Consider the following 16,501-nt stretch of genomic DNA (forward strand, 5'->3'; position numbering starts at 1 on the left):
CGTGCAACCAACGAGCGTATTCGAAGCCGTCGGTGGAATGGAGACCTTTGAGAAACTCGTCGGCGGTTTCTATGCACAGGTGCGTGAGGATGATCTCATCGGGCCGATGTACCCGCAGCAGGATTGGGAGGGCGCGGAAAAACGTCTGACCTGGTTCCTCGTGCAGTACTGGGGCGGACCCCAGCTCTTCTCAGAGAATCGCGGTCACCCGCGCCTGCGCATGCGCCACGCGCCCTACCCCATCGACATAGCTGCCCATGATCGCTGGCTCGAGCTCATGGGCAATTCCTTGGCGCAGATCGACGAGGAGACCATCCCGCCGGCCTACCGCGCGATGATTTGGGACCACATGGAACGGGTAGCGGAGATGCTCATCAACCGCGCACCCTAAAGCCCGAAGGCCTCCTTCACGGGCTTGGACACCAGCTCTCCCCCGCGGGTCATCAGACCATTGGCCAAGCCCGGGAAGCGCTCGACTGCACCGTCGAAGCCGCCGGCAGCCAGGGCGCGCATGTACGGCAAGGTCGCCGAGCCGAGTGCGCGCGCGGAGGTGTTCGCCACCGCGCCCGGCATGTTGGCAACACAGTAGAAGAGGGTGTCGTGCACCTTGAAGGTTGGCTCATCGTGCGAGGTCTTGTGGGAGTTCTCGAAGCAGCCGCCTTGGTCAATGGCAACGTCGACAAGCACGGCGCCCTTCTTCATGCGCTTAACCACATCCTCCCGAACCAACTTCGGGGCGGCAGCACCGGGTACGAGGACGGCGCCGATGACGAGGTCGGCGGCGAGAAGCTCCGCTTCCAGCGTGGCAGGGTCCGACACCAGGGTGCGCACGCCGCCCTGGTACTGCTCATCGAAGCGCTGCAGGACGTGCGGGTCAAGGTCGAGCACCGTGACTTCCGCGCGCAGGCCATGCGCCATAGCCACCGCGGACGCGCCAACCTGGCCGCCGCCGATGACCACCACTCGTGCCGGTTGGGTGCCCGGCACGCCGGAGACCAGCAAGCCACGCCCACCCTGCGTGGACAACAGATGGTGCGTTCCCTCAATGACGGCGAGGCGCCCGGCCACCTGGGACATCGGTGTCAAAAGCGGCAGAGTGCCGCGGGCATCGGTAACCGTCTCATAGGCCACGGCGGTGGTTCCGGCCTCAACCAGGGCGTCCGTCAGCGGACGGTCCGCCGCCAGGTGGAGGTAAGTGAAGAGCAGCAGATCCTCGCGCAGGTAGCCATACTCGGCCTCGAGCGGTTCTTTGACTTTGACCACCATGTCCGCCGCCCAGGCCTCCTTGGCGGTGGCGACGATCGTCGCGCCCACGGCTTGGTACTCGGAGTCCGGAAAAGAAGCGCCTTCTCCGGCCCCAGTTTCCACTAGAACCTCATGGCCATCTTTGATGAGTGCGTGCGCAGCGCTCGGGGTAAGAGCGACGCGGTTCTCGTTGTTCATGATTTCTTTGGGTGCCGCAATACGCATCGTGCGAGTCATCTCCTTTTATTAAAGAAACTGAATTCGACCCCTTAATGGTAACGCAAATCACGCTGCGTTGCGGGCGTAGAAACCACACAGTTTTCCTTCCGCGGTGCCGCGCCCCGCCGCGGACTCTGCGGCGGCGAGGCTGGAGACGTTTTAGAACAAAGACAGCCGCGTGGAGTGATAAACACTGCCATAGGGCGCGTCGAGGCGCACCCACCGCCCCTTGCCCGCCACGCGCAGGTGGCGGGGGATATTGAGTGACGCAGCAAAGCCCGGGATGAGGCCCAAACTCGTGCAGGCGAAGATCATCCGCATAGGAATCTCTACTTGGGTCTCCGCGCTCTCCACGGTGAGCACGGTTTGATTCAACAGGCTTTTCGGAGGTCCCATCGGACCAGAGAATTGCCGAGCTAGCTGCCGGCCTTTATCCGCTAAGTCACGGACGACGTCGACAGGCAATGAATCAATCTCTCGAAACCCCGTTACCGGCGGCAAGGCCCCCGGCCATGAGGGGTCGCGCGCGGGGCCTAGGTCAAGCACCCCCGCCCCGTCCTCTTCAAGAAGGTGTTCGGGGGTGGTGCGGAGGGCGTCGAGAAGCGCCTGCGCCGACACCACTGCCCCATCGCGGCCAACGACGCCCTCGCAGCGCCGCGCTACGACGACATCGAAGGGGGTCGTGACAAAAACCTCAACGTGGGTGGCGTCGTATTGACGCAAGCGCACCGTCGCTGAGGCATCCAGCCCCGTCGCACGAGCGAGGAGGGCCTGCAGCCCCACCCCGCCGTTGTGCAATGTCAGGGATTCACTCTCCATAATTGCGCTGGCCGCCTACTGCTCGTCCAACTCGACGACAGCATTTTCCAGGATGATGGTGCGCTCCTGCTCAGAAACCTCTCGCGGCATCTGGGTATCTGGATCAATGGTGACCTGCACACAGTCGATGACGCAGGCCACCTGGCCCTGCGCGTCCTTGATTTTCTGGCGAGTGGTAAACGACGTAGTTCCAAGGCGCACCACCGTGGTCTCCACTGTCACCGTGCCGTGCCGTCCATCCCACTTGATGGGGCGAACATAGTCCGCGTCGATGTGGCGAACAAAAGCCACCATGTTTAGGCCACGTGAATAGAAGTGGTGCATGGCAAAGGCCAAGCGCGCCTCCTGTGCCAGCTCGATAAAGTTGGCGTTCATCATGTGGCCGTACATGTCGAAGTCCGACCAACGCACTCCCACGGTGAGCTCGTGGACGTTGTCCTTAGTCTCCTCCGACACAACATTCTGAGCGGGCATTCCAGAATCCTTCCGAAGATTTCCTTTGAGTGTTAGGGCTGAGCGGCCCTAGCGGCTGAGCTTGCGGTGGGTAACGCGAGACGGACGGGCGGCGTCCTCACCGAGGCGCTCGACCTTGTTCTTCTCGTAATCGCCGAAGTTACCCTCGAACCAGAACCACTGGCCTTCCGCGACGTTGCCTTCCCAGGCCAGGATGTGGGTACAGGTGCGGTCGAGGAACCAGCGATCGTGGGAAATAACCACGGCACAGCCGGGGAACTTTTCCAGCGCGTTTTCCAGGGAGCCCAGGGTTTCCACGTCCAAGTCGTTGGTCGGCTCATCGAGGAGGATCAAGTTGCCGCCCTCTTTGAGGGTCAGGGCCAGGTTCAGGCGGTTGCGCTCACCACCGGAAAGAACCTTAGACGGCTTCTGCTGGTCCGGGCCCTTAAAACCGAATGCGGAGAGGTAGGCGCGGGACGGCATCTCGTTCTGGCCAACGTGGATGTAGTCCAGCCCATCGGAGACGACCTCCCACACGGTGGCCTCTGGATCAATGTTTTCGCGTCCCTGGTCAACGTAGGAAAGCTTGACGGTCTCGCCGACGGTGACAGAACCGGAATCCGGCTCTTCCAGGCCCACGATGGTCTTGAACAGGGTGGACTTACCCACACCGTTCGGGCCGATAACACCGACGATGCCGTTGCGCGGCAGGGTGAAGGACAGGTCCTTAATAAGGACGCGACCATCGAAGCCCTTGGTCAGGTCCTTGACCTCCACAACCTTGTTGCCCAGGCGCGGCGGGGTCGGAATCTGAATCTCCTCGAAGTCGAGCTTCTTGTACTGCTCGGCTTCTGCAGCCATCTCCTCGTAGCGCTGAAGACGGGCCTTGTTCTTGGCCTGGCGCGCCTTCGCACCGGAACGAACCCACGCGAGTTCTTCCTTGAGGCGCTTCTGCAGCTTCTTGTCCTTAGCACCAGCAACTTCGAGGCGCTCTGCCTTCTTCTCCAGGTAAGTGGAGTAGTTGCCCTCGTAGGGGTAGAGCTTGCCGCGATCAACCTCACAGATCCAGCCCGCAACGTGGTCGAGGAAGTAGCGGTCGTGGGTCACGGCCAGGACGGCGCCCGGGTAGGACTCGAGATGCTTCTCCAGCCACTGGACGGATTCGGCGTCGAGGTGGTTAGTAGGCTCGTCGAGCAGCAGGAGGTCCGGCTCACTCAGCAGCAGCTTGGCCAGCGCGACGCGGCGGCGCTCACCACCGGACAGGTTAGTCACCGGGTCATCAGACGGCGGGCAGCGCAGTGCCTCCATGGCCTGCTCAATCTTGGAGTCAACCTCCCACGCATCCGCGTGGTCGAGCTCCTCCTGCAGCTTGCCCATTTCTTCCATGAGCTCGTCGGAGTAGTTGGTGGCCATCTCTTCCGCGATCTCCTCGAAGCGCTGCTTCTTCTGGAAGATCTCCCCGAGGCCTTCTTCGACGTTCTCGCGGACCGTCTTCTCCTCGTTGAGCGGCGGCTCCTGGAGAAGGATGCCGACCGTCTTGCCCGGGTCAATGAAAGCCTCGCCGTTGGAAGGCTGATCGAGGCCGGCCATAATTTTCAGGATCGAGGACTTACCTGCACCGTTGGGGCCCACGACGCCAATCTTGGCGCCCGGGTAGAAAGCCATAGTGACATTGTCCAAAATAACCTTGTCACCGATGGCCTTACGCACGTTTTTCATCGTGTAGATGAATTCGCCCATGTTTCACCCTTTACTTCTGTCAGGATTGGTCAATAACAGTACAAAGAGTACATCACATGAGCGGTGGTAGTCCCCCGTCCTTAGGCCATAGCTTCTTCTGGCGCCGGTTCGCGGTGAGGTTCGGCCGCGCTCTGTGCTTGCTGACGATCCGCCGCAGTATCCTGCGGGGTATCTCCCGACTGCAGAGCAGCCGGCAATGCCTCATCCTCCGCAGTACTCGGCGGTGCCGTGTAATCCACATCCGGTACTGGCGGATTCTCCCCCAGCCAGAGGGCTTCGCTGCCTTCCTCACCATAGGAGGTACCAATCTTGGTGGAGGTAATACAGAAGCGGTTGAGGTCAAGGCCCACGTGGGCGATCTTGATATAGGTCCTAGAGCGCTTTGCCCCGTTCTTATCCTCCCACCGATCCGTGACAATGGAGCCCATAACAAAGACCGGCATGCCCTTAAACAGGGACTTCTTAACGTTGATGGCGCACTGACCCCACACCTCACCGTCGATATAGTTAAGGTCCAACTCCCGCCACACCGTCTTGCCCTCCTCATCCTTCTCCGGAACGCTGCGCGAGGAAGCAAAGCGGAGGCGGGCCTTGTACATGGTTTCGCTGATTTTGGTCAGGTGGGGGTCGTGAGTCAGGCGCCCCGTGAGTGAGATTGGGTATTGAGACATTGCGTGATTCCTTTGCTGTTTGTGGCTGGTGCTCTTTTCAATGCGAGGAAGCGATGCGCCTCCCGTACCTCGCATCATCGCCACCGATCAGCGCGCCCGCAATGGCCTCACTGCCAACCTGTGGATAACTTGTTGTACGCGTCAACAAGATATCCATCCACAAAGGTAAAAGCACCTTTCCACACACCCAGGGTGCGCACTCCCGCTAGTGCTGGCGGAAGGTGGAATCATCCCCTTCGCTCATCTGCTTGAGCATGGCGTTATAGCTTTCCAAATCAGCATCGCCGTCAATATCCGCCTTAGCATCATGGCGCCGAGCGGTAGCACGGTCCTCCCGCAGCCAGTCAAGGAATAGCGAACCAAACACAATCACCAGCGGGAATTGGCCGAAGCCCCAGGAAATACCGCCGCCGGTTCGTTGGTCCGTGACAAAGTCCGGGTGCCACGGCAAGCTCAAGGACTCATAGAAGTCCAAGCCCAGAATGACTTGCATCTGCATGAGGTAGACGCCAGCAAAAAGGTGCAGGGGCATCGACACGAAGAGGATGAGCAGGCGAATGCCCGTCGGCGCGCGCCACGGCAACGGGTCCGGGCCAATAACCTCCCAGTAGTAGATGTAGCCAGAGATCAGGAAGACCCAGTTCATGATCACGTGCCCAGCGTGTTCCGAAATGGCGAGCTCATAAAAGTTCGGGAAAAGATAGAGCACGTAGAGGAAAGCCAGGAACTGCACAACGTTGACCGCTGGATGCGTAAGAATGCGCAAGGTACGAGCCTTGGTGAGGGCGACGGCAGCGTCGTGAAGCGTGGGCTTGCCCGGCTCCCCAGGCTCAAAAGCTTCCATCACTAAGGTCACCGGAGCGCCCAACACAAGGCACAGCGGGACTGCCATGGACAGAATCATGTGCACCAACATGTGCATGGAGTACAGCGCCGGCATATACAAGCCGATGCCATTGCTCATGATCAGCGTCATGCCCAGCGCTCCCACGAGGAACCACGCAGTGCGTCCTGCCGACCACGTCAGCCCGCGGCGCTTGAGGCGCCACAGCGCGTACAGGTAGAAGCCTGCCAGCACGATCCCCAGCGAGCCAAACATGAGATCAAAGCGGAACATGGTCCACACGTTGGTGGCGGTGGGGGCGTCGAAAAGCTCATAGCCCAGCAGGATCTGCATGGCGTTGAGATTCGGGTCCCGCGGCGGCGGGGGCGGCGTACGGCCCATCGAGATGGCCACGCCAACAGTCGCCGCCATGATGAGAACCTCAACCACAGCCACCCTGATAAACAGGCGCGGCGAACTCTTCAATTGAGGGATGGTAACCCGTCGGTGCACGAAGCCGATGGCCGCCAACACCACGGTGAGCACCGCTTTGCTCAGCACCAACAGGCCGTATCGAGTAGTGAACAGATCCCCGAACTCAACGCGAATCAGCGCATTAACTACGCCTGTAGCTGCCAGCCCCACGATGGAGAACAAAGCGACCGTGGAATAGCGACGCACCGCCACACCCATATCTGGGCCAAGGCGGCGGCCATGGGCGATGAGCCCCATGAGTCCACCGACCCAGAGCATGATGAAGAACAGGTGCAGCAGCAGCGAGTTCGTACCGTAGTCATGATCGCCGCCGGAAGCCGAGTGGCCCTCCATCCCGAGAGGCACCGTCAGCAACAATGACAAGAAAAACGTTCCGACCTGGCCCGCCCACGTGCGTGCGACAAAACCAGATACGGCAACAACCACTGCGATAGCTGCGGTGAGCAGCCAGACTTGCGACGCCGCGATCTGCCCCACTGCCATGCCCATCAGCTCTGGGTTGAGAACCTTGGCCAACGGGGTGCCGGTGAGATCCGACATGACGAGAGGGACCTCTAATAAAGACACCACCGCGGCGCCCACCGCCGCCCATGCGCCGGTCCGCGCTGCGATGTGCCCATCGACGGTGAGCGTGGCCTTGATGAGACGCTCGTTGTCCTTATCCGGTACCGCCGGGTAGATAAAGAAGGCGCTCGACATAAAGGAGCCGATAGAAAGCGCCATGAGCATCCACGCGATAGCGCGGAAGAAGGGCAGGCCGAACGTTGTCATACGCCCTGGGTCGGGGATGCCTAGGGCGGCGAGCGAGTCCGCAAGAAAGAACAGAGAAATGATTCCGCCCACGAGGCCCGCGAAGACGACGAAAGAAAGATTCAACAAGCGGGAAGGCTGCGCTCCCGACGTCGAGCGCGCCGCCCCCCGAAAGCGCTGTGAGCTGGGAGTTTCTTTCTCAGTGTGCATGGTGGGCAGTCTACCGTCACGGAGGTTCTCTTACCTAAAAAGTAGTTTTTTCTAAGCTTTCGGGTAGTCTGCTCTTATGGACTCTCGCCAGCTTCACCATTTTCGGTCCGTTGTGGACCACGGTTCATTCACGCAAGCTGCGGAAGCACTGCAGCTCACGCAACCTTCTTTAAGCCTGACCGTGCGCAAACTTGAAAAGGATCTCAACGTGAAGCTGCTCTCCCGCGGGCGCGGTGGAGTCCGAACCACAGAGGCCGGAGATTACCTCTATGGCGTCGCTACCTCGATAGATTCCCTTCTTACCACCGCCACCACGCGCCTTGCCGAAATTGCATCCGGCAGCGCGGGCTCTGTGACGTTATGCTCCGCCCCCGAGTTCAACTGGCTTTATATGCCAGAGATTCTGTGCCGCATGCGCCAGCGCGCACCGGAGGTAAGTGTTTCCTTAAAGGACTTAGAACCAACCGCCACGTTGAGAGAGGTCCTGGATGGCTCAGCGGAGTTGGGAATCCTCCTCACCACTAACCCACAGCGCTTCCACCAAGACTACGGCGCGCAGCTCACCATTGACTGCGCCGCAGAAATGGAGGTGCACGTCGCGCTCCCCGAGAGGCTTAAAGGCTTGCCCGACCCCGTGCGGTTGACCGACCTGAGCGCTGAGACCTGGCTCTTGCCGCCGCGCTGGCCGGAACTCAGCGGTTTGCCGGAAGCAATGGATCAGGTGTGGGCTAAGGCAGCATTAAGCAAGCCCGTTACAGTCCAAGAAGTTCCCACGTTGCAAACGGGGTTGCCACTCGTGGCGGGCGACTACGGCATCAGCCTCCTGCCGCACACCGCGCAGGCTTTGGGCCAGCAGGGAGTCCACTTCCGGCGAATCGCGGAAGCCCTCCCGACCGTGCAGGCGCTCGTCATCCACCGCGCGGACCGTGCGCTGAGCCCCGCGGCGCGCACGCTTAACGACGTCCTCCTCAACGCCTACGCCGAGCCAACGCCAGCGGTAGCCCGATAATCGGACTACACGCCCCAGTGCGTTATGATGGCGCGGTACGCCTCCATAGCTCAGTGGATTAGAGCAGTGGGTTTCTACCCCATGTGTCGCGGGTTCGAATCCTGCTGGGGGCACGCAGGTCAGGGCCACTTTTTGGGGTTTTATTAAGCCTCGGAAAGTGGCCTTTGGGCACAATTTGGACACACTTTTATGGACATCACCCTCGCGACTTTTGACCACGCTCCACAATCCGCGCTGCGCGGAATGCGCTTCAGCAATGCCTGGGGGACGTCACCAAGCTATGCGGAGTCACGCCGCGGAGTGCTCACCGGGCAGTACCCGCAGCGCGGAGCCACAACGCGCATCACGGACATTTTTGCGGCAGCTGGCTTCGAGGTTCGGGAGGATACCCGCCCCGCATCGTCACGGGTCTTTCGGCTTCTTGAGCAACCAGACCCCCACGTGTTGGATGATCTCGATGGCGTCGTAGCGGTGTGTTCCCTGCAGGAGGATAAGGCCGCGATGTCTCTCCTGTGGCCCGGGGTTGCAGAGTCCGGGGAGTGCACTGAGCTTGTCTCCCCGCTCGACCTAGCTCCTACCCTCGCGGCGATCGCGGGGCTTGATGTGCGCCCCAACGCGCCCTTGTCATTCGACGGGCTCAATTTGGTGCCGGTCCTCCGCTATGGCGCTTCCGGGCACGGGGCTCTCTTCTTCGACTACGGCGTACGCATGCAGGACGCCACGCTTGTCGACGGCACCGCAACCCCACCCAGCGCCCTGCCGCGTCTGCGTGATGAGTGGGAAACGTGGAAGCGCTTCATGGCGATGGGCCCGCTGCAGTAATTTGTAGAAACTAAACTACCGATTACTCCACTGGAATGACGACCCAGAGGATGAGGTAGAGCAGAATTCCTGAGAAGCCCAGCAGCGTGGCAACAACGAAGAGGATTCGCACCAAGGTCGGGTCGAGGTTGTAGGTCTGTGCGATGCCGCCGCACACGCCTCCGAGCATCGTGTCAGTTGTGGAACGGGTCAAACGTTGGTTGTTCATGATGTCTCCTTTCACTGTCCATTATCCAGAGTTGGGCCGAAGGGTTCATCGGTGTTTACCCTGATTTAGACCCTGATTGCTCTACGCTGGGTGGAAACTTCCCACCCTGAGAGAAAGGACGCCGTTTCATGGCTCACTCCCCCGGGCTGCCCGCCCCTACCCGCTCCTCGTATGCGCTGCTGACCGGCGCTAGCCAGGGCATTGGCGCTGCGATGGCCAAGGACCTAGCCGCCCGTGGCTACAACGTCATTCTCGTTGCCCGCCGCGAAGACGTCCTTGAATCCATCGCCGCGGACCTGCGCTCGCGCCACGAGGTGGACGCCATCGCGCTGGCAGCGGACCTCTCCGAGGCCGCAGACGTGAACCGCGTCATCGAGTTCATGGCGGGCAAGGAAATCTCCATCATCGTCAACTCGGCGGGCATCGCCAGCTTTGGCAAGTTCATGGAGCAGGACTGGGATTATGAAACCCGGCAGTTCGACCTCAATGCAAAGGCCGTTCACCGCCTGACGCGCGCCGCCCTTGAGCAAATGCTGCCGCGACGCAGCGGCGCTATCTGCAACGTGGGATCGGCCGCGGGCAACGTCTCCATCCCAAACAACGCCACCTACGTGTTCACCAAGGCAGGTGTTAACGCGTTTACGGAGGCCCTGCACTACGAGCTCAAGGGCTCCGGCGTGACCTGCACGCTGCTTGCCCCCGGCCCGGTGCGCGATGCCGTCATCCCCGAAGAAGAGCAATCCATCGTGGACAAGGTAGTCCCGGATTTCTTGTGGACCACCTATGAGTCCTGCTCCGAAGAGACCCTGGAGGCCATGGCCCGCAACCAGCGCCGCGTGGTCCCTGGGCCGCTATCGAAAGCAATGAACGCGTTGGGCAAGATTGTGCCCACCCCAATTGCTGCACCGCTCATCGGCAGCTTCTATTCCAAGATGGCCTAGGACATAAAATGCCCGCTCTCCCCGTGGAGAGCGGGCATTGCTTTACTTGCCTTGGAGCGGCGATTGCTCCGCGATAGCCTTCTGTGCGGCCTCCTCCCGGGCGAGCTTGCGCTCTACCCAGAACTCGGCGTTCTTGATGCCCAACGCTTCTGGGTCAAATTGCGGGTCCTTGCCAGCTGCCTTCTGTGCGCTGTAATCCTTGAGGCACTTGAGGGCCGGGACCTGTAGGAAGAGGATGGCGATGATGTTGAGCCACGCGGTCGCGCCAACGCCGATATCGCCCAGCGCCCAGGCAGCACCCGGAGTCGTCGTTGCGCCAACAACCACGGACACCACGAGGAGAATGCGCAGGAGCCACACCAACGCGCGGCGAGTGGTCTTGTTGCTGATCCAGCGGTTGAAATAGGTCAGGTTGACCTCCGCCATGTAGTAGTACGCCAGGACAGTGGTGAAGGCGAAGAAGGCAATAGCGATGGCAACGAAGCTCGGGCCGAAACCTGCCAACAGGGTGTCCAGACCGTGCTGGACAAAGCCCGGACCGACCTCGACCCCATCCGGGATCGAACCGGCGTAGCGCACTGGGCCATCCTCCGACTCGCCTTCGAAGACCTTGTACATGTCGGTAGAGATGATGATGAATGCGGTAGCAGAGCACACGAAGAGGGTGTCAATGTAGACCGCGAAGGCCTGCACGAAGCCCTGCTTGGCTGGGTGGGATACCTCCGCAGCTGCGGCAGATTGTGGGCCGGTACCTTGGCCTGCCTCGTTGGAGTAGATACCGCGCTTCACGCCCCACATGATGGCCGAGCCCAATAGGCCGGAGAAAGCCTGCTCCGCGCCGAAAGCGGACTTAAAGATCATGCCGAAGACCTCGGGGATCTGGTTGAAGTTCATGATCAGGATGATGATGGCAAAGAGGATATAGGCGCCGGCCATGAACGGGACCACGAGGGAGGCGAAGTTAGCGATGCGCTTCACGCCACCAATAATGATGATGGCGAGGATTCCGCCCAGAATCACGGCAGACCAACCGACCTCAACACCCCAAGCGTTCTGTACGGCCGCAGCCACGCCGTTAGCCTGAATGCCGGGCAGGAAGTAGCTGGTGGCAAGGATCATCGCAATAGCGAAGACGATTCCATAGACCACCATGAAAGGACCGGCCTTGGTGTGCTTATAGGCCTTCTCGATGTAATAAGCCGGACCACCGCGGTATTCGTCGGTGTCTTGGTCCTTCTCCTTATAAACCTGCGCCAAGGTACATTCCACGAAAGAAGTTGCGGAACCGAGCAAAGCCACCGCCCACATCCAGAACACGGCACCTGGGCCGCCGAAAGCGATGGCGGTTGCAACGCCCGAAATGTTTCCCACGCCAACGCGGCCCGCCAGGGAAATCATCAGCGATTGGAAGGACGAGACACCCGAATCGGAGCTTTCGCCGTCCTTCAGCTGCTTAATCATGTCCGGAATGCAGCGCACCTGTAAGAACTTGGTGGCCAGGGTGAAATAAATTCCCGCGCCGAGGCACAGGAAGACTAATGCTGGTGACCAAATTAATGAGTTGAGAGTGTCAAGAAAGGCTGACATCGGTAGGTTTCCGTCCTTCGATATATGTGAGTGCCATCACTTTAAAGGCTGACCTAATAATGTCCCATCTCCCAAGGGTTTGGTGAGAGAAATCATGAAAAAGTTCAAGAAGCCCTCGACACTGCCCCTCAATGTCAACCAGAAAACCCCAGCACACCTCGAATAAAAAGGCACCTTCCACAACGAGACCCCTCCTCACCCCCATTTACCCCCATCTCAGCCGACTAGGGCACCTCCCAAACCATGACCGAAGAGAAACTATGGTGGAAGCCATGAGTGATATCCCCGCCAAAAACGACCGCCTCGTCTGGATCGACTTGGAGATGACCGGACTTGAACCGCAGCGCCACGTAATCGTGGAAGTCGCCGCCGTCATCACGGACGCCGAATTAAACATCCTTGACGAGGGCCTCGACCTCGTCGTGCACGCTACAGAGGAAGAACTGGCGGAGATGGATGACTTCGTCACCGAGATGCATGCGAAGTCCGGTCTCGACAAGGAAATCCGGGAATCCACGATCACTATCGAAGAGGCGGAGGAAGCGGTACTGAAGCTCGTCGAGAAGCACTGCGACGCCAACCACCCTGCTCCCCTTGCAGGCAATTCCATCGCCACGGACCGCACCTTCATTCGCGAGTACATGCCGCGCCTGGACGCCGCGCTGCACTACCGAATGATTGACGTTTCCACGATTAAGGAACTAGCACGCCGCTGGCACCCGCGGGCATACTACAACCAGCCACAAAAGGGCATGGCACACCGAGCCCTGCAAGACATTATTGAGTCCATTCGAGAGCTCGACTTCTACCGCCGCAGCGTTTTCCGCACGGACGACGGCCCCTCCACCGCGGAAGCGGAGGATCTTAAGGCTGCCACTACCGATGACTACCAGGCGTTTTTGTAAATTCAACGAGGTGAGTTAACCTGTATCTCGTTGCTTTCAGGCAACGATGGTGGCTGTAGTTCAGCTGGTAGAGCACCAGGTTGTGATCCTGGGTGTCGCGGGTTCGAGCCCCGTCAGCCACCCCGAATATGCCCCGTGCCCTGTTCCGACAGGATGCGGGGTAATTTTTTATGCCCGCCAACCTTAAGCATGTTAGCCTTACCTAAACTTAGAGCATGTGGGATTCTGTCCTCACAGAAAATCTAAGCTCATGAAGAGATAGCAAGGATAGTGATGACAATGGCTGACCAGGTTAAAGAGGCAGCGCCGAAGCGCAAACCCCGCAAGGCACATGAAGCGACCGTGACTGGCCGCCGCCAAGTATCTCCAGACCTGGTTCGGTTACACATGAACTCTCCAGCATTCATAGGCAAGGAGCTGGAGTTTACAGATCACTACATCAAGTTGTTGTTCGTGCCAGAGGGCGCCGATTACTCTTGGCCTTTTGATATTCAGCAGATTCGCGCAGAGCAACCGCGCGATAAGCAGCCAATTCTCCGCACCTACACCCTGATCAACGTGAACTCAGAAACCGGGGATTTTGACATCGATTTTGTGTCCCACGGTGATTCCGGCCTGGCTGGCCCCTGGGCACGCAGAGCCGAGGTTGGAGAGAAGCTCGGTTTCCTCGGCCCTGGTGGCGCGTGGGGTCCAACCGAAGACTATGAGCACTTTGTGTTCGCCGGCGACGAGTCTGCAGCACCGGCCATCAGCGCTGGCTTGAAGCGGCTTCCCGACGGCGCGACTGCGACTGCATATATCGAGATCGAAGCCGAAGACCGCACGTTTGAACTGCCCACCCGCGATGGCGTGGAAATCACCTGGGTAGTCCGCAATGGCGCTACCCACGGTACTGAGCTATCCCGTGTGGTCCGCGCGGCTGGTATCCCCCAGGAGAAGAAAACCGGATGGTTCATCCACGGAGTCGCCGAAATGATCAAAGAGCTTCGTCGCTTCCTTTTCGTTGAATCAGGGATTCCCAAGGAAGACGTTTCTATCTCTGGCTACTGGCGTATCGGAATGACTGAGGACCAGTGGCAATCCTCCAAGCGTAATTTCAACGCAGAGATTGAGGCCGAGGAAGAACGAGCTAAGGCCTAACGTTTGTTTTCACGTTAGACTGCGGCAATGATCGATTTCACCGACACCGCCGACGTCGTTGCTCCCCAGCTTCTGGGCACGGTGCTCACGCACAACGGCGTTTCGGTGCGCATCACGGAGGTCGAGGCTTACCTCGGCGCAGACGATGAGGCCTCTCACACCTTCAACGGCCGCACCCCGCGCAACGCCCCCATGTTCGGCCCGCCCGGCCGCCTCTACGTCTACATGTCCTACGGCATCCACCGGAACGGCAACATCGTCTGCGCGCCCGAAGGAACCGGTCAGGGTTGCTTGCTCCGCGGCGGGGAAGTCATCGACGGAGTAGACCTTGCCTACAAACGCCGGGGCGACACGGAATTTCATAACCTCGCCCGCGGACCCGGCAATTTGGGCAAGGCCTTAGGTTTCCGCCTCGAGGACAACGGCACGCCCATTCGCCTTAAACAACGCGATAAGGAACCTGAGTGGGTCCGCGGGCCGCGCATCGGCATCTCAAAGAACCAGGACGCCGCCCTGCGGTTTTGGATTCCCTTTGACAAGACAGTGTCTCGACGCCGCGGTCTGCCGCGCTAGTGCTGCCCGGCCGCTACTGATTAGCGGTAGCGTTGCCTGCAGACCAAGAAGCCCAGTCCATGTTCCAATCACCCAGACCATCGAGCGGGCTCAGCACGCCGCCGCCGGTGTTGGAGACCCTCACAATATCGCCGCGCTTGACCGTGTTTTGGAACCACTGAGCAGCCTCAGTAGTCACGTTGATGCAGCCGTGAGACTGGTTGTAGCTACCCATCGCACCGACAGCCCAAGGCGCTGCGTGGACATAGATTCCGGAGTAGGACATCTGGGTTGCCCACTGAACGTCAGTCCTGTAGCCGCCGGCGTCGAGAGCCAGGCCGAAGGTAGTGGAGTCCATAACGAGGGACGGGTACTCGTCACCGATGACATAGGTTCCGTTCGGGGTATCCCACTGGCCATCCCTACCCATCGAGACAGGCAAACGGCGCAGCACTTCACCGTTTTTGAACACCGACATCATCTTCGTGTTGTTGTCGATCAGCGCGATGACGCGGTCACCAATGGTGAAGTTAGTGGAAGCATCCTCGCCGCCGTAGATGCCGCCGCCGAGGTTGCGGCCGTACAGGTCGACATCGACGGTCACTTTCGTGCCGGGTTCCCAGTAGTTTTCCGGGCGCCACCGCACTTCCTGGTTGTTGACCCAGTAGAAAGCACCTTCAACGGCAGGCTCGGTCTTGACTGTGATTGCCTCTTCGGCCGCCTTGCGGTCGGTGACGTAGTTTCCGAATCGCACGCCGATGACCTGGCCAACCCCCACCTCAGAATCCGGTATCGGACTCAAGGCCACTTCGGACACGCCTGCTGCCTGCGGGGTGGTGAAGGTGATGGTTTTATGGGTGCCGTCCTTGTCCGTGGCGTCGATGGTGTAGGTGCGGTTATACCCCAGCACTTCTGCACTCTTCCACATCTTCGAATCAGATGACAGCTCATCGTCCACTTCGATGCCGGCTTCGTTGGTCATTGTCACCGACTTAAGCCCGGCCGGGGACGTCACCTCAACTGGCTTGGAGGGATCGACGTCGCTCGCACCGTCCTTGACGGAAAACTTCAGCTGCTTTGCCTTGGCGGCTGCCGACGCCGATGCTTCCGCCGAAGCGCTCGCTTTGATGTCAGCCTCCGATTGGGCAGTGGCCGGACCGGAATCCGCGGCACCACCAATAGTGCAGGCGGTTAAGAGTGAAGCGGTCGCAACGATACTCGAGAGAAGCATTGCGGGACGTGCGGAAGGGAATAGAGAATGCACACAAACCCCTAGCTCATAGAAAGACACAGACAATAATTAGAGTGCACATAGCCTAACCGCCCACGCACCCTACGAACCAGTTGGCGCCACCGCTCTTAACCGTTTCGTTACCCACCCGCCAGGCTTCCACATTCGCAACTCTTTGAGAGAAGCATTTAGCCATGGCATTAATCGCGGAAAACACCCATTTACCTGGCGATTTTACCTTTTTACGAAGAGGGTGTTAAAGTTACATCTCGTTGCACGGCAGGCACTGAGGAAATCAGAGCCGGTCAGAAACAACAAGCGCCATTAGCTCAATTGGCAGAGCAACTGACTCTTAATCAGTGGGTTCGGGGTTCAAGTCCCTGATGGCGCACAGTTTAAGCCCCTCACCCCCGTGGTGAGGGGCTTTTCCGATCCTAGCCCAAGACCTCGAGCTGCTGGGCTTAAGGGACATTTCGTGTGGATTTGCGGCGTGTCGCATTAAGGGACATTTCGTGTGGATTTAGGAGCGTCCGGCCCAGCCTTTTCTTATGCCTAAGCTGGGGTTCCATTCGTTGTCGATGTGGGTGTCGAATGTGGCTGGTTGCCCGTCTGGGTGGCCACGTCGTGTGAGCTCTTCTTTCGTCCAGGTCGCGTATGCCGCTTTCCCATTGCGTCCGAAGT

At 59.6% G+C, this 16,501-nt stretch carries 16 protein-coding genes, 3 tRNA genes and 1 pseudogene; 10 read left to right on the top strand and 10 right to left on the bottom strand.

The genetic code is table 11. From position 1 onward, the window contains the following. The first annotated feature begins 1 nt into the window (after window position 1). On the top strand, window positions 2-391 hold the full coding sequence (locus tag HMPREF2792_RS05240; RefSeq protein WP_083306389.1) for a globin: 390 nt from the start codon (window positions 2-4) through the stop codon (window positions 389-391). On the opposite strand, the gene ald is transcribed toward HMPREF2792_RS05240, so the two are convergent. The 6 genes from ald to HMPREF2792_RS05270 all read right to left on the bottom strand — a co-directional run bounded on the left by ald (window position 388) and on the right by HMPREF2792_RS05270 (window position 7,425). Continuing rightward, a complete protein-coding gene (gene ald, locus HMPREF2792_RS05245; RefSeq protein WP_070531516.1) occupies window positions 388-1,470 on the bottom strand; it encodes an alanine dehydrogenase in 1,083 nt (360 codons plus the stop codon). The genes HMPREF2792_RS05240 and ald overlap by 4 nt on opposite strands. A gap of 153 nt (window positions 1,471-1,623) precedes the next feature. After that, complete coding sequence (locus tag HMPREF2792_RS05250; protein WP_070531518.1) at window positions 1,624-2,283, bottom strand: DUF8185 domain-containing protein; 660 nt, start codon at window positions 2,281-2,283, stop codon at window positions 1,624-1,626. A gap of 15 nt (window positions 2,284-2,298) precedes the next feature. After that, a complete protein-coding gene (locus HMPREF2792_RS05255) occupies window positions 2,299-2,757 on the bottom strand; it encodes an acyl-CoA thioesterase (RefSeq protein ID WP_070531521.1) in 459 nt (152 codons plus the stop codon). A 48-nt stretch (window positions 2,758-2,805) separates the two neighbouring features. Continuing rightward, complete coding sequence (gene ettA, locus HMPREF2792_RS05260; protein ID WP_070522290.1) at window positions 2,806-4,476, bottom strand: energy-dependent translational throttle protein EttA; 1,671 nt, start codon at window positions 4,474-4,476, stop codon at window positions 2,806-2,808. 80 nt (window positions 4,477-4,556) lie between these two features. Continuing rightward, complete coding sequence (locus HMPREF2792_RS05265; protein WP_070531522.1) at window positions 4,557-5,147, bottom strand: single-stranded DNA-binding protein; 591 nt, start codon at window positions 5,145-5,147, stop codon at window positions 4,557-4,559. Between the two features lie 205 nt (window positions 5,148-5,352). Beyond that, window positions 5,353-7,425, bottom strand: coding sequence for a bifunctional copper resistance protein CopD/cytochrome c oxidase assembly protein (locus tag HMPREF2792_RS05270; RefSeq protein ID WP_070531526.1), 2,073 nt, complete (start codon window positions 7,423-7,425; stop codon window positions 5,353-5,355). A gap of 76 nt (window positions 7,426-7,501) precedes the next feature. On the opposite strand from HMPREF2792_RS05270, the gene HMPREF2792_RS05275 reads away from it, so the two are divergent. The 3 genes from HMPREF2792_RS05275 (at window position 7,502) to HMPREF2792_RS05285 (ending at window position 9,256) form a co-directional block, all read left to right on the top strand. Continuing rightward, window positions 7,502-8,434 (top strand): LysR family transcriptional regulator, encoded by a 933-nt coding sequence (locus HMPREF2792_RS05275; RefSeq protein WP_070531529.1) that lies wholly within the window; start codon window positions 7,502-7,504, stop codon window positions 8,432-8,434. A 39-nt stretch (window positions 8,435-8,473) separates the two neighbouring features. After that, window positions 8,474-8,547: transfer RNA gene (locus tag HMPREF2792_RS05280), tRNA-Arg, on the top strand. Between the two features lie 76 nt (window positions 8,548-8,623). Next, window positions 8,624-9,256 carry a hypothetical protein gene (locus HMPREF2792_RS05285; RefSeq protein WP_070531532.1) on the top strand — a complete coding sequence of 211 codons (633 nt, stop codon included), beginning with the start codon at window positions 8,624-8,626 and terminating at the stop codon, window positions 9,254-9,256. 22 nt (window positions 9,257-9,278) lie between these two features. On the opposite strand, the gene HMPREF2792_RS05290 is transcribed toward HMPREF2792_RS05285, so the two are convergent. Then, window positions 9,279-9,464 (bottom strand): PspC domain-containing protein, encoded by a 186-nt coding sequence (locus HMPREF2792_RS05290; protein ID WP_010191177.1) that lies wholly within the window; start codon window positions 9,462-9,464, stop codon window positions 9,279-9,281. Between the two features lie 128 nt (window positions 9,465-9,592). Here HMPREF2792_RS05290 and cmrA point away from each other — a divergent pair, with 128 nt between their 5' ends. Beyond that, a complete protein-coding gene (cmrA, locus tag HMPREF2792_RS05295; RefSeq protein ID WP_070531534.1) occupies window positions 9,593-10,405 on the top strand; it encodes a mycolate reductase in 813 nt (270 codons plus the stop codon). A gap of 42 nt (window positions 10,406-10,447) precedes the next feature. On the opposite strand, the gene HMPREF2792_RS05300 is transcribed toward cmrA, so the two are convergent. Continuing rightward, window positions 10,448-11,992, bottom strand: coding sequence for an alanine/glycine:cation symporter family protein (locus HMPREF2792_RS05300; protein ID WP_070531537.1), 1,545 nt, complete (start codon window positions 11,990-11,992; stop codon window positions 10,448-10,450). Between the two features lie 272 nt (window positions 11,993-12,264). Between HMPREF2792_RS05300 and orn the strand changes: the two genes are divergently transcribed. The 4 genes from orn to HMPREF2792_RS05320 all read left to right on the top strand — a co-directional run bounded on the left by orn (window position 12,265) and on the right by HMPREF2792_RS05320 (window position 14,610). Beyond that, window positions 12,265-12,897: an oligoribonuclease gene (orn, locus tag HMPREF2792_RS05305; protein WP_070522488.1), complete on the top strand. Its 633-nt coding sequence runs from the start codon at window positions 12,265-12,267 to the stop codon at window positions 12,895-12,897. A gap of 49 nt (window positions 12,898-12,946) precedes the next feature. After that, a tRNA-His gene (locus HMPREF2792_RS05310) sits at window positions 12,947-13,019 on the top strand. A 157-nt stretch (window positions 13,020-13,176) separates the two neighbouring features. Beyond that, window positions 13,177-14,037: a siderophore-interacting protein gene (locus HMPREF2792_RS05315; protein ID WP_070531540.1), complete on the top strand. Its 861-nt coding sequence runs from the start codon at window positions 13,177-13,179 to the stop codon at window positions 14,035-14,037. Between the two features lie 27 nt (window positions 14,038-14,064). Next, entirely contained in the window at window positions 14,065-14,610 is a 546-nt protein-coding gene (locus HMPREF2792_RS05320) for a DNA-3-methyladenine glycosylase (RefSeq protein WP_070531542.1), read from the top strand. A 13-nt stretch (window positions 14,611-14,623) separates the two neighbouring features. Here HMPREF2792_RS05320 and HMPREF2792_RS05325 read toward each other — a convergent pair whose 3' ends face one another. Next, entirely contained in the window at window positions 14,624-15,820 is a 1,197-nt protein-coding gene (locus HMPREF2792_RS05325) for a L,D-transpeptidase (protein WP_198530299.1), read from the bottom strand. A gap of 318 nt (window positions 15,821-16,138) precedes the next feature. On the opposite strand from HMPREF2792_RS05325, the gene HMPREF2792_RS05330 reads away from it, so the two are divergent. Beyond that, a tRNA-Lys gene (locus HMPREF2792_RS05330) sits at window positions 16,139-16,211 on the top strand. Between the two features lie 129 nt (window positions 16,212-16,340). Here HMPREF2792_RS05330 and HMPREF2792_RS12845 read toward each other — a convergent pair. Further along, a pseudogene (locus HMPREF2792_RS12845) lies at window positions 16,341-16,501 on the bottom strand (IS256 family transposase); the annotation flags it as partial.

The organism is Corynebacterium sp. HMSC068H04 (assembly GCF_001811255.1).
GTDB classification, from domain to species: Bacteria; Actinomycetota; Actinomycetes; order Mycobacteriales; family Mycobacteriaceae; genus Corynebacterium; species Corynebacterium hesseae.

Excerpts from the sequence above, each read along its gene's own strand:
- ald (WP_070531516.1), bottom strand. The coding sequence starts at position 1,470 with ATGCGTATTGCGGCACCCAAAGAAATCATGAACAACGAGAACCGCGTC.
- HMPREF2792_RS05250 (WP_070531518.1), bottom strand. The coding sequence starts at position 2,283 with ATGGAGAGTGAATCCCTGACATTGCACAACGGCGGGGTGGGGCTGCAG.
- HMPREF2792_RS05255 (WP_070531521.1), bottom strand. The coding sequence starts at position 2,757 with ATGCCCGCTCAGAATGTTGTGTCGGAGGAGACTAAGGACAACGTCCAC.
- ettA (WP_070522290.1), bottom strand. The coding sequence starts at position 4,476 with ATGGGCGAATTCATCTACACGATGAAAAACGTGCGTAAGGCCATCGGT.
- HMPREF2792_RS05265 (WP_070531522.1), bottom strand. The coding sequence starts at position 5,147 with ATGTCTCAATACCCAATCTCACTCACGGGGCGCCTGACTCACGACCCC.
- HMPREF2792_RS05270 (WP_070531526.1), bottom strand. The coding sequence starts at position 7,425 with ATGCACACTGAGAAAGAAACTCCCAGCTCACAGCGCTTTCGGGGGGCG.
- HMPREF2792_RS05275 (WP_070531529.1), top strand. The coding sequence starts at position 7,502 with ATGGACTCTCGCCAGCTTCACCATTTTCGGTCCGTTGTGGACCACGGT.
- HMPREF2792_RS05285 (WP_070531532.1), top strand. The coding sequence starts at position 8,624 with ATGGACATCACCCTCGCGACTTTTGACCACGCTCCACAATCCGCGCTG.
- HMPREF2792_RS05290 (WP_010191177.1), bottom strand. The coding sequence starts at position 9,464 with ATGAACAACCAACGTTTGACCCGTTCCACAACTGACACGATGCTCGGA.
- cmrA (WP_070531534.1), top strand. The coding sequence starts at position 9,593 with ATGGCTCACTCCCCCGGGCTGCCCGCCCCTACCCGCTCCTCGTATGCG.
- HMPREF2792_RS05300 (WP_070531537.1), bottom strand. The coding sequence starts at position 11,992 with ATGTCAGCCTTTCTTGACACTCTCAACTCATTAATTTGGTCACCAGCA.
- orn (WP_070522488.1), top strand. The coding sequence starts at position 12,265 with ATGAGTGATATCCCCGCCAAAAACGACCGCCTCGTCTGGATCGACTTG.
- HMPREF2792_RS05315 (WP_070531540.1), top strand. The coding sequence starts at position 13,177 with ATGGCTGACCAGGTTAAAGAGGCAGCGCCGAAGCGCAAACCCCGCAAG.
- HMPREF2792_RS05320 (WP_070531542.1), top strand. The coding sequence starts at position 14,065 with ATGATCGATTTCACCGACACCGCCGACGTCGTTGCTCCCCAGCTTCTG.
- HMPREF2792_RS05325 (WP_198530299.1), bottom strand. The coding sequence starts at position 15,820 with ATGCTTCTCTCGAGTATCGTTGCGACCGCTTCACTCTTAACCGCCTGC.